Source organism: Methylobacterium sp. A52T, assembly GCF_053346095.1.
This window is the reverse complement of the sequence record NZ_JBKFBI010000153.1, coordinates 1-14,147: the sequence shown is the minus strand read 5'-3', so window position 1 is coordinate 14,147 and position 14,147 is coordinate 1. Positions and strand designations below refer to the sequence as shown.

Here is a 14,147-nt window from a genome sequence, read left to right as displayed (position 1 = left end):
CCACGGCGCCCCACCCCGGCGCGCCCCCCCCCCCGGGGGCCGCGGCCCCGTTGTCGTTGTGGCTCGGGCTCGGCGCGAGGGCCCCGGCCCGGTGCCGCGCTGGAACGCCTCGGCCGCGGCGACGCGCGATTCGCGAGGGATGCCGGATCGGAAACCGCGACACCGTGAAAGTCCGCATCGGACCGGCGATCGCCCGCCGTCAGGGCCCGACGCGCCGCAGGGGCGGCGCATCCTCCCGGGCCTCCTGCGCGGAGGGCGTCCAGAGGATCGACCGGTCGACGGCGCGGATGTCGCGATGGCCGCACAGGGCCATCGTCATGTCGAGTTCCGTGCGGATGATCTCCAGGGAGCGGGCGACGCCGGCCTGGCCGTAGGCGCCGAGCCCGTAGAGGAAGGCGCGGCCGATGAACACGCCCTTCGCGCCCAGGGCGACGGCCTTCAGCACGTCCTGGCCCGAGCGGATCCCGCCGTCCATCAGCACCTCGACGCGCCGGCCGACCGCGTCCGCGATCCCGGGAAGCGCGGCGATGGACGAGGGGGCGCCGTCGAGCTGCCGCCCGCCATGGTTCGAGACGATGAGCGCGTCGGCCCCGGTCGCGGCCGCCCTCTCGGCATCCTCGACGTCCAGGATGCCCTTCAGGATCAGAGGGCCCTGCCACCGGTCGCGGATCCGCCGCACGTCGTCCCAGTCCAGGCGCGGGTCGAACTGGTCCGCCGTCCAGGCCGAGATGGAGCGGGTATCCCGCACGCCGTCCACGTGCCCCACGATGTTGCGGAAGGTCCGGCGCTGCGTGCGCAGCATGGACCAGCACCAGCGCGGCTTGGTCAGGAGATCGAGGACCGTGCCCGGCGTCAGCCGCGGCGGGGCCGACAGGCCGTTGCGGATGTCCTTGTGGCGCTGCCCGAGGATCTGGAGGTCCAGCGTCAGGACCAGGGCCGAGCAGCCCGCCGCCTTCGCGCGGTCGATGAGGCGGTCGTTGAAGCTGCGGTCGCGCATGAAGTAGAGCTGAAACCAGAACGGCTTGCTGACGTTCTCCGCGACGTCCTCGATGCTGCAGATGCTCATCGTCGACAGCGTGAACGGCACCCCCGCCGCCTCCGCCGCCCGCGCCGCCAGGATCTCGCCGTCGGCGTGCTGCATGCCCGTGAGCCCCGTCGGCGCCAGGGCGACGGGCATCGCGACGGCCTGACCGGCCATCGTCGTGGCGAGGGTACGGTCGGTCATGTCGACCGCGACGCGCTGGCGGAGCCTGATGCCGGCGAAATCGGTCTCGTTCGCGCGGTAGGTCGACTCCGTCCACGAACCGGAATCGCAGTAATCGTAGAACATCCGCGGCACCCGCCGCTTCGCGACCCGCCGCAGATCCTCGACCGTCGTGATGATGGGCGCCATGGGAGGTTCGGCCTCGCGACTGGATGACGGGGCCGGTCGCGGTACTGGCGGGCGCGCGCCCGCTCGTACGCCGCGCGCGCTTCAGGTCGCGATGCCCCGTGCTGGAAGCTCGACGGTGCAACGGTTCGCTGGAAAACGGAAGCGCGTCCTCGCGGAATGCGCCGGTCGCGCCAGGCCTCTCCCGCGCCTCTCCCGCGCGCGTACACCGATCCTATAGCGCCTGTTGCGCTCGCCCGCGCCGCAGAGGAACGCCGGATCTCTGCCTGAAAGTACACATTCCGGATCGCGCCTGTTCGGATCTTCGCGTTCCGAGCGCGCGTCAGGACAGAGTGTATGCGAGCGGTATCTCGCCGTCATCGTCTTCGCCCTCGCCGCACCGCAGCGAAAGCGGTCCAGTGACGATCCGAGAGCTTCCTCTCATCGAAGCTGAGCGTCGAAGGTTTGCAGGATAGACATCGGCGCGCGGAATAGGGACCATCGTCGCCAACGCCGGGCCCGAGCATCGGCGGTGGGACGGATACGCCAATGAGGACGACGCGCCGCGTTTTCTTGACGGGGGCCGCATCCGCGGTCGCGGGCGGCCTGGCGCCGGGGGTGATCCGCTCGGCCTGCGCTCAGGGCGCCGGGTCGACCGTCCGGATCGGCATGGTGCTCCCGGTGACGGGGCCCGGCGCGGATGCCGGCCGCTACGCGCTCGCCGGGGCCAAGATCGCCCTGGAGACGGTCAACAAGGCCGGCGGCGTGCTCGGCAAGCCCCTGGAGATCGTCACGGAGGACGATCAGACCACCAATCCCGGCGCGGTCTTCGCCTTCTCGAAACTGGCGTCGCAGGGCGACCTCGTCGGATTCCTCGGCTCGATCCGCTCGACCCAGAACCACGCGATGGCGCCCGACATCCTGAAGACGGGAAAACCCGTCTGTTTCGGCGGCACCGACCCGGTCCTGACGCAGCTCGGCAATCCCTGGCTGTTCCGCTTCCGCCCCAACGACACCTTCTCGGCCCGGGTGATCGCCGAGCACGGCGTCAACGGGCTGGGCAAGAAGAAGTGGGCGATCATCCACTCCACCGACGCCTTCGGCACCAGCGGCGCCAAGGCGCTGACCGAGAGCCTCGCCAAGGGCGGTGCCACGGTCGCCCTCGACCAGGGCTACACCAACCAGAGCCAGGACTTCACGCCGGTCGTGCTGGCGATCCGTCAGTCCGGCGCCGACGTGATCGGCTCGTACTTCACCTTCGAGAACGACATCGGCATCTTCGCCCGGCAGCTGCGCCAGCTCGGCGTCACCGCGCCCTGGGTCGGCTCGCCCTCGATCACCAACGTCACCGCCCTGAAGCTCGCCGGGCCGTCCCTGTACGGCACCTACGGCGTGGCCGACTACGCCGAGGAGTCGGGCGACGCCGCGCGCGCCTACGGCAAGGCCTACCGGGCCGCGATGAAGATCGCGCCCGACAACCAGTCCTCCTGGACCTTCGACGCGGTCACGGTGCTGGCCAAGGCGATCAACGCGGCGGGCAAGACCGATCCGCAGGCGGTCCGCGAGGCGATCCTGGCGGTGCGCGGCCACGAGGGCGCCGAGGGAACCTACAACTTCGACAAGAACGGCGACGGCCTGCACGGCTACAACGTCGTGCGCAACGACAAGGGCAACATCGTCTTCGACCGGCGGATCGACTTCTACCAAGGGTGAGCCGGCCGACGTGTTCGGGGTGCGTGAACGACATCCGGAGGAGGAGGCGAGAGTGCGGACCGCATGGACCTGATCCTGCAGCTCCTCTTCACCGGGATCGGCATCGGCTCCGTCTACGCCCTGGTGGCGCTCGGCTTCGTGCTGATCTTCCGCGCCACCAACGTGGTGAACTTCGCGCAGGGCGAGTTCTCGATGGTGGCGGCCTTCCTGATGGTGGTCTTCGCCGTCGACCTCCAGTGGCCCTACTGGCTCTCCCTCCTCCTGACCCTCGGCGGGATGGCGCTGCTCGGCGCCCTGTTCAATCTCGGCGTCTACTACCCGCTGCGGCACCGCAGCTACCTGCCGGTGATCATCTCGACCATCGGCGCCTCGATCTTCCTGGCGAACACGACGCTCGCCCTCTACGGGCCTCAGCCGCAGGTGCTCCCGCCCGTCTTCGAGACGCAAGGGTTCCTGCTCGGGCCGGTCTTCCTCGACAGCCAGTACCTGCTGATCATCGCGGTGACGGCGGCCCTGGTGGCGTTCCAGTACTGGTTCTTCGAGCACACTCTGGTCGGCAAGAAGCTTCAGGCGACGTCCCAGGACAAGGAGATGGCCGCCCTGCTGGGCATCCCGGTGGCCGGGATGATCATGCTGACCTTCGTGTACAGCGCGGTGCTCGGCGGCATCGCCGGCATCCTGGTGGCGCCGGTGCTGTTCGTGTCGATCCAGATGGGGGCCACGATCGCCCTCAAGGCCTTCGCGGCGACGATCATCGGCGGCTTCGGCGACGTCACCGGGGCGATCATCGGCGGCCTCGCGCTCGGCATCATCGAGACCTTCGGGGCGGCCTACATCTCGGTCCCCTACAAGGACGCCTTCGCGTTCATGGTGCTGGTGGTGTTCCTGGTCGTGCGCCCGCAGGGCCTGTTCGGCGAGCGCGTGGCGGAGAAGGCATGAGCGGTCGCCCCTCCACCGTCGCCGGCCCGGCCGCAGCGGCTCCCGCGCCCCCGCCGCGCCGCCTGCCCCTCGGGAGCCTCGCCTACGCGGTCCTGGCCGCCGCCCTGGTGACGCTGGCCGCGACGACGCCGCTCAGCGGCTACGCCCTCAACATCCTGATGCAGGCGGCGACCTACGCCATCGCGGTGATCGGGCTCACCGTGGTGCTCGGCCTGTGCGGGCAGATCAACCTCGCCCAGGCCGCCTTCTTCGGGATCGGTGCCTACGCGGTCGGACTCGGCACGGTCGACGGGGGCCTGAACTTCTGGATCTGCCTGATCACCGGCCTCGGTCTCGCGGTCGTGCTGGGCGCCGCGCTCGGCGCTTCCACGCTGCGGCTCGGCGGCCACTACCTCGCCATGGTGACGATCTCGTTCCAGCAGATCCTGACGCTGGTTCTCACCAACTGGATCCCCGTCACGCACGGGCCCGACGGCGTGCCGAACATCCGCCGCCCGGCCCTGTTCGCGGACGGGCAGAGCTACCTCGCCCTGTGCGTGCTGGTGCTGGCCGTCGTCGGCTGGCTCGTCTGGCACATGCCGCGGACGCGGCTCGGGCGCGCCATGCGGGCGGTGCGCGACAACGAGCTCGCGGCGGGGGTCTCGGGCATCGACATCTACCGCACCAAGGTCGCGGCCTTCGCCCTCGGGGCGCTGCTGGCGGGGCTCGGCGGCGGGCTGTTCGCCGGCAGCTTCACCTATATCAGCCCGGACCAGTTCGCCTTCGCCGAGTCGATCGTGTTCCTGACGATGGCGCTGCTCGGCGGCGTCGGCTCGCCGGTGGGCGCCGTGATCGGCACGGCCCTGCTGATCCTGATCCCGGAATGGCTCCGCTTCCTCAAGGAGATCCCCGGGCTCTACCTCGCGATCTACGGGCTCGCGGTGATCCTGATCGTGGTGTTCATGCCCGACGGGATCTGGGGCTTCCTCGGCGACCAGGTCCGGCGGCTGCGCCGGTCCCGCCCGGTCCCGCCGCCCGCCGCCGAACTGACCCTGAGCCAGGGCGAGCCCTCCGCGGCGCCGATGCTGGAGGTGTCGGACCTGTCCAAGCACTTCGGCGGCCTCAAGGCCGTGGACGCGGTGAGCTTCACGGTGGCGCGGGGCGGCATCCACGCGCTGATCGGCCCGAACGGTTCCGGCAAGACCACGACGCTGAACGTCCTGTCCGGCCTCTACAGCCCCACGGGGGGAACCGTGCGGCTGGCCGGGCAGGACGTCACGCGCCTGTCCCCGCACCGGCGGGCGGCGGCCGGGATCGGGCGCACCTTCCAGAACATCCGCCTGTTCCGCTCCATGAGCGCCCTCGAGAACGTGGTCATCGGCGCCGAGCGGCCCAACAACCCCTCGGGCGCCCGCGACCGGGCGAGCCTGGAGGCCCGCGCCCGGGCGGCCCTCGCCTTCGTGGGGCTGGAGGAGCGGGCGCTGGAGCCGATCTCCGGCTTCTCGTACGGCCACCAGCGTCTGATCGAGATCGCGCGGGCGTTGGCCGGCAACCCCGCGCTGCTGCTCCTCGACGAGCCCGCCGCGGGGCTCAATTCGAGCGAGAAGAACGCCCTCACGGTGCTCCTGCGCCGGATGGCCGCCAAGGGCCTGACCATCCTGATCATCGACCACGACATGACGCTGGTGAGCGACGTGGCCAGCCACGTCACGGTGCTGAACTTCGGCCGCCGCATCGCCGACGGCGTCACGGCGACCGTGCTGCGCGAGCCGGCGGTGATCCAGGCCTATCTCGGCGAGGACGCGGCCGCCGGTCCGGCGGCGAGCCTCAAGACCGACCTCGCCCCGGCGTGACCCCAGCGATGACGACGCCCGCCACGCCACTGCTCGAGATCCGCGACCTCGTCGTCCGCTACGGCGAGATCGAGGCCGTGCGTGGCCTGTCCTTCTCGGTCGAAGCCGGGGAGGTGGTGACGCTGCTGGGGTCCAACGGCGCCGGCAAGTCGACGACGCTCAAGGCGATCTCCGGGCTGGTGCGGCCCGCCGCCGGCACGATCCTGCTGGAGGGGCAGCCGCTGGAGGGCCTGAAGCCCGAGGCGATCGTGCGGCTCGGCGTGGCCCACGTCCCGGAGGGGCGCCGGGTCTTCCCGGGGCTCACGGTGCGCGAGAACATCATGCTGGGCGCGTCCAACCGCTCCGGCCTCGGCAAGCGGGCGCTGCGCGACGAGGTCGAGGCGATGTTCGACCTCTTCCCGGACATCCGCCGGTTCGGCGATGCCCTGGGCTGGACGCTGTCGGGCGGCCAGCTCCAGATGGTGGCCCTCGCGCGCGGCCTGATGGCCAAGCCCCGCATCCTGCTCCTCGACGAGCCCTCGCTCGGCCTGGCCCCGGTGATCGTCCAGGCGGTTTTCGCGATCATCGCCGAGGTGCGCCGCCGCGGGACCACCGTGCTGCTGGTGGAGCAGAACGCCCGGATGGGGCTCTCAGTCGCCGATCGGGGCTACGTGCTGGAGACGGGCCGGCTCGTCCTGCAGGGCGCCCCCGACGCCCTGTGGGCCAACGACGAGATCCGGTCGGCCTATCTCGGCGGACGGAGGAGGCCCGAACTCGCGGGATGACCGTATCGGGCCTCGTCGGCGGCCTCGTCGCTCGCCGGGGACAGCGCGAACGCCCGGTGCGGCGCACGCGACCATCGCCGGACGGAGCGGTGTCGTCGACGCGCCAAGCCGGCAGCGGTCGGACGCGCCTCGGCCCGCGAGCCCGCCAGCGTCACGACCGGCGCGTCTACGCGGCCCCCGACGGTACCGTCGCGACCGTGCGGACCGAGACCGCCGATTGTCCGGCGGCCTCGGTCCGATAAGCCTACGCGCTCTGCGCGGCGGGCGCGCGTGCGGGCAGCACCCAGTTGGGCCTGATGAAGTGGCAGGTATATCCGTCGGGACGCCGTTCCAGGTAGTCCTGATGCTCCGGCTCGGCCTCCCAGAACGGGCCGGCCGGCGCCACTTCCGTCACGACCTTCCCCGGCCACAGGCCGGAAGCGTCGACGTCGGCGATGGTCTCCTCGGCGACGCGGCGCTGGCCCTCGTCGGTGTAGAAGATGGCCGAACGATAGCTCGGGCCCCTGTCGTTGCCCTGGCGGTTCGGCGTCGTCGGGTCGTGGATCTGAAAGAAGAATTCCAGCATTCGCCGGAAACTCGTCCGCGCCGGGTCGTAGATGATCTCGATGGCCTCGGCATGGGTGCCGTGGTTGCGGTAGGTCGCGTTCGGCACGTCGCCGCCCGTGTAGCCGACGCGCGTCGACACCACGCCCTCCTGGCGCCGGATGAGGTCCTGCATGCCCCAGAAGCAACCACCGGCCAGCACCGCCCTCTCGGTTTCCATCGTCGCTCCTCCTGAGCCGTTCCACTGATCGCGCAGATATAGGGATCCCGAGGCGCTCCGCGCTGCGACCTCGTAGCTTGCCATGCCTGCGATGCCCGCACGAGCACGCGGGGGATTCCGAGACGACGTTCGCTGCCGGGCGAACGTCTCCGTAGCGGCCTGTCAGCTCCTCACGAGCGGCTTGTTGACCTTGAAATTCTTCCGCGCCGGCTCGGCCTTGCGGGGATCCGGCTTGTCGGCGAGGAGCCGCTTCACGCGCTCGTTGAAGTCCTCGGGCGTGACGCCCTGCGCTCTGCCGGTCTTGAGTTCGCGTGCCATCTCGGCCTCCGCTTCGTGGCCCAGAGCACGGGATTGCGCGGAGGGATCGCACTCATATGGGCACGCGCCGGCCGCGGCGCCACCGACATCGGGACAGGATCGCTGCGTGCACGCGATGGACCGGCGGGCCGGGATGGGTTACGGTGGCTGCGAGGTTGATGACCGGTTCGTAATAACGCTTCAGGACCCGGGGGCGGTACCCGGCGCCTCCACCAGAAGCATCTTGCCCCGGATACCGCGCGGGGACGAGGGCGAGCGTCCGGCGTTGCGGATCGCGCGCTGCCAGGGTGCTTCTGCTGGGGGTGAAACAGGTTCGACTGGGCGGTAAAGGGATCGCGAGTTCTGCCCTGCCTCGGCAGGGTAAGATGCGGCTTTCGGTAAGGACTCGACCGGCTCGGCGCGGGCAACCCTCGTTCCGGGCACCTGACCAAAACTCTAAATGCCAACGACAACGTCGGCATGGAGATGCGCCTCGCGGCGTAATCTTCCGGGGCGTGGGTACGCCTAGCAACAGAACCCGAGGCTTCGGCCTCGGGACCCACCTTTATCGTCTGCCCGTTGTTCGGTTCGGGGTCGCGTCCGGGCAGATCGGAGAGTTGCTTGAACGAGCCCGAACAGGGCAGCGCGGAGGCCGTCTACATCTCGGCCATGGTCGGCGAGATGATGCGGCGCGTCCTGGAGGACGCTCTCGCCGAACTCGCGAGAACCCGCGGTGCGGCCTTCCTGGAGATCTTCGTGGCGCGCGAGCTGGCTCGCTGCGCCGACCTGTTCCGCGAGCGGCCCGGCGACACGCCGGAGACGACGGACATGTTGCGGGCCTGGTTCGCCATGGAAGGCGGTGAGGCGCTGCGCGCCGTGGTCGATCGCGCCAGCCTCGAGGCGGCGCGCGATTGAGGCGCTCCGCGGATGCGCCCGCCGCCCGGCGCGGGCCCTTCCAGGCGGTCCGCGCACGGCGATAGTTCCGGGCGAACTGCACGCGCCCATCACGCGCCGGCCCGCTTCGTCAGAGGCTCGAGCGGTGAACGCGTTCACCGCGGTGCGATACCCTTGTCGCGCGGGATATCGGTCAGCAGCCGGCGAGGAAGGTCGCGCAGCGCGTCTCGACCGGGACAGCGCACGCCGTCGTCGTCCCTGGCGGTGCTGTGACCGGATGCGCCGATGCGGGCGCGCGGCATCGGGCTCTCCGCCGACCGACATGGCCGCGCGCGTCACACGGACGTCGGCTGCCGAGCCCGCAAGAGTCGACGCGCGCAGAGGCGGCGCGGAACGACCGGCTCTCTCGGTGAAGAGATCTTCGCCCCGGAGAGTCCTGTCCGCCGTGCCGGACCGACGGGAACCGTCATCCGAGGCGGCAGTTCTGTGCCGGTACCGACCTGTACAGCCCGCACCGGTCGCGGCGCGCATGAGTTCCGTCAGGCTGTAGCCAAAATCATCCCACAGCGATCGGAATTATAGTTCGCTAATCGAGTTGCTTGGTGCCGATACAAAACATATAGTGCCGCGTCGGCGGGGGAGCCAATGCCTGAAATGGCCGGGATCGGTGTCGCACGCGTCGACCGACGGACTTGGCCCGTTCGCGGAGCGGCCCAACGCAACTCGGCCATCATCCAGGCCGGTCTCGCCCGGATCGTCGAGGACGAGATCCTGCCGCGTCTGGCACTCGCGCATCGGGCGGATCCGCCGTCGCCCGCGTCGACGACGCGATCACCGACGCCTGAGCGCGTCGCCTCTCTCGCTCAAGCGCTGATGGAGGGCGAACCGCACGCCGAGTGGGTGCGCGCGCTCCTGGAAGAGGGCTTGTCGCTGGATGCCCTGCTGCTCGACCTGTTCGCACCCGCAGCGCGGTATCTGGGCGAGCTCTGGGAAGACGATGCCGCCGACTTCCTCGACGTGGCGCTCGCGCTCGGTCGCCTCCAGAACCTGACCCGCGCCCTGTGTGCGGATCTGGAGGGCGTGGACGTGACGGCGAACGGTCGCCGCGTCCTGCTGATGCCCTGTCCCGGTGAGACCCATCTCTTCAGCCTCGCGCTCGTGGCGAGCTTCTTCCGCGAGGCGGGGTGGGATGTGGTCCTGACCAACGGAGCGGACGAGGACCCCGCCAGCTTGGTCCGCGCCGAACAGTTCGATCTGGTCGGCATCTCGCTGTCCTGCGACATTCTCCTGCCGGTGATGGCGGTGTCCGTGGCGAAACTGCGCGCCGCGTCGTGCAACCCGGACCTGCGCGTCATCGTCGGCGGGCCGCTCTTCGTGCGGGAGCCTGCCAGCGCCCGTGTCGTCGGCGCGGACGCCGTCGCCGCGGACGCGCAATCGGCCGTCAGGATCGCGGAGGCCACCCTCGCGCGCTGACGCCGTGCGGCCGGGCGCCGGATCCGGCGACTCGGCGCTGCGCGGATCTCTTCCCATCCCGACGGTGTTAGACGTGTCGCGGTCGAGAGGCAGAGATCCGGAATTTGCAGGCGTTCGACGAGCAACTGGCGCATGAATTCGTCCGCGGCCTCGTACAGTCGGCCGTCGCGCGCGGTCTCGATCCGGCCATCCGGCTCGATCAGTTCCGGGCGTTGCAGCAAGCGGCCGTCGCTCTATCGCGAGACGCTGCCGTAGTTCGAACCAGCGAGCAGATCATCCGGGCGATCGACTGCGCTCTCGAAGAACTGACCGCGGTGAGATCGTAACCCGATCGGACGGTTTCCGCGGCGACGTGCGGGTCAGGGCCGGTCGCGCGCGACCAGCGATGCCGCGACCGACGATCCGTTTCGGCGCCCGTCTCTCGGGCCCGCGGTGACGGTTCGTTGCGGACACCCGGCAAGTGCCCTATCGGCCGCGGTGATGCCCGACCGATCCCTCCGCGCCGTCTGGTCCGACAGCCTCATGGCCGAGATCGGCGCCCGCCTTCCCCTCTTCGACGACCTGTCCCCGGACACGATCCAGCGCCTGTCGGCCGAGGGCTTCGGGCGCGGCCTGCTGACGGCGTCCCTGCGCGCCCGCCTGCGGAAGGCCGGATTCCCGGACCTCGGTCATCTGGCCCAGTCTTCACCGGTCGCGATCGCCACGATCAGGAAGTTCGGTCCCGTCCGCGTCGAGCGCGTCCGGCACTTCATCCTCGACGTGCTGGCGCGCTGGCTCCCGGGCGCGCGGGAGATGCACGCACCCGAGGCCACGCGGGCGCGGAGGCTCGGCCGGCTGCGCGGGCTGCCGGCCGGATGCCTGCCCCTCGCGGCGGGTCAGATCGCGGCGCTCCGCTTCGCGGACGCATCCTGCGCGGACATCGCCGCGTGTTCGCGTCTCGGGCTCCTCCGGACGGGCGCCGTGACATCCGGTGACGTGGACCACGTCGTCGCCACGCTGGCCCGCCTCGCTCGCGCGTCCGATCCGGTTCCTCCGCGTCCCCCGGAGGAGGCCGGGGCGGCACCGCCGTGCGACGCCGCGACCGCGGCGGCCCGGCGCGCCGCTCTGCTGGCGGAGCAGGATCGCGAATGGGACGAGGCCGCACCGACCGCGCGCCGGCCTCGCCGCTGACGACCCGTCCGGGTCCGGAATCGGCGCCCCGCGGCGAGACCTGGCAGGGCAGCCGGACGACGCGACCCCGGTCGTGTCCTCGAGGCAGTTCCGCGCATCCTCGAAGACGTCGCGATCGGCCCCTCCGGTCGGAATCATGACCCGGAACCCTTGCGCCGCCGCCGCTGCGCCCCATCTCCAAACCATCCAACCGGATGGCGTATGGATGGTTCACATGGCCGACAAGGTGCACGATCTGCGACCCAGGCTGCCGGACAGCGAGAAGATCACGCTCAACCTCGGTTTCGTCGACCTCGGCCACATCGACCTGATGGTCCGCGACGGCTTCTACGCCAACCGTGCCGATTTCATCCGCACCGCCGTGCGCAATCAGATCGAGCGCCAGGGCGAGGCCGTCAGGCAATCCGTCAGCCGGAAGCAGCTCAGCCTCGGCCTGTCGCACTACACGAAGCAGGCGCTCGAGGCGGCGCGCGACGCGGGCGCGCCGCTGCACATCCAGGTGCTCGGGCTGGCCAGCATCGCCCCCGACGTCACGCCGGAACTGGCGCGCGCCGCCATCGCCTCCGTCGAGGTGCTCGGCGCCTTCCAGGCCAGTCCCGCGGTCAAGGCGGCGCTCGCCGACCGGACGAGCTGACGGCTCCACCTCTCCCCGCCGGCGCGGTCGGACCCCGCCGCGCCCGCTTCCCGCTCAGCCAGGACCCGTCCGATGGATCACGCCACGAAGACCGCCTTCACGCGCTTCGCGTTCCCGAAGGTCGACCCGGCCCGTGCCGCCCGCGCCGCGGAGGCGATGGCCAGGCTTCAGGAGCGCCAGGCCGCGGCCTTCAGGCTGTGGTCGGGGGCGGCCCGGAGCGCCGCAGGGACGGGTGCGCCGAGCGCGGACGCGGCCGACATCCTCGACATGGTCGCGCCCTCCGCTCCCGGCGAAGCCTGGGTCGCGCCGGAGACAACTGGAAGTCGTTCGGGCCGGCATCCCCACGCCGAATTCGGAGGCGACATCGCCGGCCACGTGATGCGCACCATCCAGGAGGCGCTGGCGAAGGCCGGCGTGGACCCGGATCGCGACGGGCGGAGCGGCGCGACGCCGGCCCCGGCCGGGCTTCCGGAGGGGGCACGCTTCGAGGCCCGCACCTTCACCGGCGCGGCCGGGACCCGGAACTACAAGGTCTACGTACCGAGCGGCTACACCGGCCAAGCGCTGCCCGTCGTGGTGATGCTGCACGGCTGCACGCAGAACCCGGACGACTTCGCCGCAGGCACGCGGATGAACGCGGTCGCCGAGGCGCGCGGCGTCCTCGTAGTCTATCCGGAGCAGCCGCGTTCGGCCAACATGCAGCGGTGCTGGAACTGGTACGAGCCCGGTGACCAGCAGCGGGAGGGCGGCGAGCCCGCCCTGATCGCCGGCATCGTCCGGCAGGTGATCGCGGAGTTCTCGGCCGATGACAGGCGCGTCTACGCGGCAGGCCTGTCGGCAGGCGGGGCCGCCGCCGCGATCCTGGCGATGACCCACCCCGATTTGTTCGCGGCGATCGGCGTCCATTCCGGCCTAGCCTGCGGTTCCGCGCGGGACGTGCCCTCAGCCTTCGCGGCCATGAAGGGCGTCGGCGCGCCCGCGACGGGGGATCGACACGCCGTGCCGCTGATCGTGTTTCACGGTGACCGCGACCGCACCGTGCACGCGGCCAACGGCGATCGCGTGACCGCGCAGGGGCCTTCCGATCCGGAGCTCCGCACATCCGCGACCCAGGGCCGGACACCGGACGGGGTGGACTACACCCGCACCGTCCGGACGGACGCGTCCGGCCGCGCCGTCGTGGAGCAGTGGGTCGTGCACGGAGCCGGGCACGCCTGGTCGGGCGGCAGCCCGGCCGGCTCGTTCACCGACCCGCGCGGCCCGGACGCGAGCCAGGAGATGATCCGCTTCTTCCTGGAGCACGCGCGGGCGACCGGTGCCCGATCCTGAGCGCTGACGGCCCGTCGACCTGGCCGGATCGCGCGCCCGGTCGCGGCCCTGTCCTCTGTCGCGGCGGGCTGGCCGGGACGAGGCCCTCGGCTTGTCCGTTCAGCGCGCGTCCCGGCATCCGGCCTGCCCGCACCCCGTCGATCAGGGGGGAGGGATCCGCGGACCCGGATGCACCAGGATCGCGACGTCTTCGGACACCTGCCACACGGGCCAGGAGCCCTCGCGGATGAACATGGCGAAGGCCTCGATCACGTCTGGCCGGTCGAAGGCGCCCATGCCCCCCGGTGCCCGCCCGACGATGCAGGCCGCGCCGGCCGTATCGGCCGCGCCGGCCGTATCGGCCGCGGGGGGGCGATTGTCCAACGAGAACATGACGCCCGATCGATCGGGCCTGAGCGCGTCCGGCAGGGCGTCGATCTTGCGCCAGAGGCAGTCCCACCGGGCGCACGCCTCCGGACGTCCGCTGTAGATCCCGCAGCCGGTTCCGGTGTTGTGCCGGCACAGGATCCCGGCCGGCTTGCCGAGGGCGGGGATCGCCAGAACACGACAGCACATCGTGCAGGACCCGCAGGGCCGGCCAGCGGCTTCGCGCTCGGCGGGTCGCGGGGCGCTCTGGCTCGGGCTGCCGCGGGCTGGTGTTTCGCGTGCGATCGGTCTGTCCTCGGGGGTCGTGATACGGCGCGGATGCGGTCGGCGAAGAGGAGAGGGGGGATGCTGCGCTCCCTTCGGCCGCTGTGCCGGCCAGGGAGCCTGACGTCCCACGATACGGTCGCGCGAGCTGCCGGTCACGACCCCCGTTCCCGATGGCGGCCTCGCCCGCGTCCCCGTGCCGATGCGGCGACGTGGACACCTGGCCGCGGGGCGGCCGGGCTCTCTCTACACGCGCACGCAATCCACGGTTCGCGCGCCGGCTCTGGGAGCCGGCGCGCCGTCAGATCCGGGAGCGCGCGGCGGTGGCCCAGGGACTGCC

Annotated in this window: 15 protein-coding genes and 1 other RNA gene; 11 read left to right on the top strand and 5 right to left on the bottom strand. The window is 71.2% G+C overall.

Annotated features, from left to right (window positions below):
• Positions 1–199: 199 nt before the first annotated feature.
• Entirely contained in the window at positions 200–1,393 is a 1,194-nt protein-coding gene (locus ACLBYE_RS26100; protein WP_447696390.1) for an alpha-hydroxy acid oxidase, read from the bottom strand.
• A gap of 525 nt (positions 1,394–1,918) precedes the next feature.
• On the opposite strand from ACLBYE_RS26100, the gene ACLBYE_RS26095 reads away from it, so the two are divergent.
• The 4 genes from ACLBYE_RS26095 (at position 1,919) to ACLBYE_RS26080 (ending at position 6,617) form a co-directional block, all read left to right on the top strand.
• Entirely contained in the window at positions 1,919–3,082 is a 1,164-nt protein-coding gene (locus ACLBYE_RS26095) for an ABC transporter substrate-binding protein (RefSeq protein WP_020094897.1), read from the top strand.
• Positions 3,083–3,145: 63 nt separating this feature from the next.
• Complete coding sequence (locus ACLBYE_RS26090; protein WP_447696389.1) at positions 3,146–4,021, top strand: branched-chain amino acid ABC transporter permease; 876 nt, start codon at positions 3,146–3,148, stop codon at positions 4,019–4,021.
• The gene (locus ACLBYE_RS26085; RefSeq protein ID WP_447696388.1) at positions 4,018–5,853 is read left to right on the top strand and encodes a branched-chain amino acid ABC transporter ATP-binding protein/permease; all 1,836 of its coding nucleotides are present in this window, start codon (positions 4,018–4,020) and stop codon (positions 5,851–5,853) included. The genes ACLBYE_RS26090 and ACLBYE_RS26085 overlap by 4 nt, the downstream gene beginning before the upstream one ends.
• 8 nt (positions 5,854–5,861) lie before the next feature.
• Complete coding sequence (locus tag ACLBYE_RS26080) at positions 5,862–6,617, top strand: ABC transporter ATP-binding protein (RefSeq protein WP_447696387.1); 756 nt, start codon at positions 5,862–5,864, stop codon at positions 6,615–6,617.
• A 244-nt stretch (positions 6,618–6,861) separates the two neighbouring features.
• On the opposite strand, the gene msrA is transcribed toward ACLBYE_RS26080, so the two are convergent.
• Positions 6,862–7,380, bottom strand: coding sequence for a peptide-methionine (S)-S-oxide reductase MsrA (msrA, locus tag ACLBYE_RS26075; protein WP_447696386.1), 519 nt, complete (start codon positions 7,378–7,380; stop codon positions 6,862–6,864).
• A gap of 162 nt (positions 7,381–7,542) precedes the next feature.
• Positions 7,543–7,698: a hypothetical protein gene (locus ACLBYE_RS26070; RefSeq protein ID WP_447696385.1), complete on the bottom strand. Its 156-nt coding sequence runs from the start codon at positions 7,696–7,698 to the stop codon at positions 7,543–7,545.
• Between the two features lie 163 nt (positions 7,699–7,861).
• Here ACLBYE_RS26070 and ssrA point away from each other — a divergent pair.
• Together ssrA and ACLBYE_RS26060 are read left to right on the top strand one after the other, a co-directional pair.
• Positions 7,862–8,034: a transfer-messenger RNA gene (ssrA, locus tag ACLBYE_RS26065) on the top strand.
• A gap of 264 nt (positions 8,035–8,298) precedes the next feature.
• The gene (locus tag ACLBYE_RS26060; protein WP_447696384.1) at positions 8,299–8,592 is read left to right on the top strand and encodes a hypothetical protein; all 294 of its coding nucleotides are present in this window, start codon (positions 8,299–8,301) and stop codon (positions 8,590–8,592) included.
• A 134-nt stretch (positions 8,593–8,726) separates the two neighbouring features.
• Here ACLBYE_RS26060 and ACLBYE_RS26055 read toward each other — a convergent pair whose 3' ends face one another.
• A complete protein-coding gene (locus ACLBYE_RS26055; RefSeq protein WP_447696383.1) occupies positions 8,727–8,873 on the bottom strand; it encodes a hypothetical protein in 147 nt (48 codons plus the stop codon).
• A 352-nt stretch (positions 8,874–9,225) separates the two neighbouring features.
• Between ACLBYE_RS26055 and ACLBYE_RS26050 the strand changes: the two genes are divergently transcribed.
• The 5 genes from ACLBYE_RS26050 to ACLBYE_RS26030 all read left to right on the top strand — a co-directional run bounded on the left by ACLBYE_RS26050 (position 9,226) and on the right by ACLBYE_RS26030 (position 13,177).
• Positions 9,226–10,044, top strand: coding sequence for a cobalamin B12-binding domain-containing protein (locus ACLBYE_RS26050; RefSeq protein WP_447696382.1), 819 nt, complete (start codon positions 9,226–9,228; stop codon positions 10,042–10,044).
• Between the two features lie 104 nt (positions 10,045–10,148).
• Positions 10,149–10,370: a hypothetical protein gene (locus tag ACLBYE_RS26045; protein ID WP_447696381.1), complete on the top strand. Its 222-nt coding sequence runs from the start codon at positions 10,149–10,151 to the stop codon at positions 10,368–10,370.
• 154 nt (positions 10,371–10,524) lie between these two features.
• The gene (locus ACLBYE_RS26040) at positions 10,525–11,214 is read left to right on the top strand and encodes a hypothetical protein (protein ID WP_447696380.1); all 690 of its coding nucleotides are present in this window, start codon (positions 10,525–10,527) and stop codon (positions 11,212–11,214) included.
• Between the two features lie 214 nt (positions 11,215–11,428).
• The gene (locus ACLBYE_RS26035) at positions 11,429–11,848 is read left to right on the top strand and encodes a CopG family transcriptional regulator (RefSeq protein WP_447696379.1); all 420 of its coding nucleotides are present in this window, start codon (positions 11,429–11,431) and stop codon (positions 11,846–11,848) included.
• Positions 11,849–11,920: 72 nt separating this feature from the next.
• Positions 11,921–13,177, top strand: coding sequence for an extracellular catalytic domain type 1 short-chain-length polyhydroxyalkanoate depolymerase (locus tag ACLBYE_RS26030; protein ID WP_447696378.1), 1,257 nt, complete (start codon positions 11,921–11,923; stop codon positions 13,175–13,177).
• Between the two features lie 141 nt (positions 13,178–13,318).
• Here the strand turns inward: ACLBYE_RS26030 and ACLBYE_RS26025 are convergent, their stop codons facing one another.
• On the bottom strand, positions 13,319–13,732 hold the full coding sequence (locus ACLBYE_RS26025) for a hypothetical protein (protein WP_447696377.1): 414 nt from the start codon (positions 13,730–13,732) through the stop codon (positions 13,319–13,321).
• Positions 13,733–14,147: the final 415 nt, after the last annotated feature.

What these genes read in the sequence shown, in the direction of transcription:
- ACLBYE_RS26035 (WP_447696379.1), top strand. Translation starts at nt 11,429, where the DNA reads ATGGCCGACAAGGTGCACGATCTGCGACCCAGGCTGCCGGACAGCGAG.
- ACLBYE_RS26090 (WP_447696389.1), top strand. Translation starts at nt 3,146, where the DNA reads ATGGACCTGATCCTGCAGCTCCTCTTCACCGGGATCGGCATCGGCTCC.
- ACLBYE_RS26070 (WP_447696385.1), bottom strand. Translation starts at nt 7,698, where the DNA reads ATGGCACGCGAACTCAAGACCGGCAGAGCGCAGGGCGTCACGCCCGAG.
- ACLBYE_RS26085 (WP_447696388.1), top strand. Translation starts at nt 4,018, where the DNA reads ATGAGCGGTCGCCCCTCCACCGTCGCCGGCCCGGCCGCAGCGGCTCCC.
- ACLBYE_RS26100 (WP_447696390.1), bottom strand. Translation starts at nt 1,393, where the DNA reads ATGGCGCCCATCATCACGACGGTCGAGGATCTGCGGCGGGTCGCGAAG.
- ACLBYE_RS26095 (WP_020094897.1), top strand. Translation starts at nt 1,919, where the DNA reads ATGAGGACGACGCGCCGCGTTTTCTTGACGGGGGCCGCATCCGCGGTC.
- ACLBYE_RS26055 (WP_447696383.1), bottom strand. Translation starts at nt 8,873, where the DNA reads ATGCCGCGCGCCCGCATCGGCGCATCCGGTCACAGCACCGCCAGGGAC.
- msrA (WP_447696386.1), bottom strand. Translation starts at nt 7,380, where the DNA reads ATGGAAACCGAGAGGGCGGTGCTGGCCGGTGGTTGCTTCTGGGGCATG.
- ACLBYE_RS26025 (WP_447696377.1), bottom strand. Translation starts at nt 13,732, where the DNA reads ATGTGCTGTCGTGTTCTGGCGATCCCCGCCCTCGGCAAGCCGGCCGGG.
- ACLBYE_RS26030 (WP_447696378.1), top strand. Translation starts at nt 11,921, where the DNA reads ATGGATCACGCCACGAAGACCGCCTTCACGCGCTTCGCGTTCCCGAAG.
- ACLBYE_RS26050 (WP_447696382.1), top strand. Translation starts at nt 9,226, where the DNA reads ATGGCCGGGATCGGTGTCGCACGCGTCGACCGACGGACTTGGCCCGTT.
- ACLBYE_RS26040 (WP_447696380.1), top strand. Translation starts at nt 10,525, where the DNA reads ATGCCCGACCGATCCCTCCGCGCCGTCTGGTCCGACAGCCTCATGGCC.
- ACLBYE_RS26080 (WP_447696387.1), top strand. Translation starts at nt 5,862, where the DNA reads ATGACGACGCCCGCCACGCCACTGCTCGAGATCCGCGACCTCGTCGTC.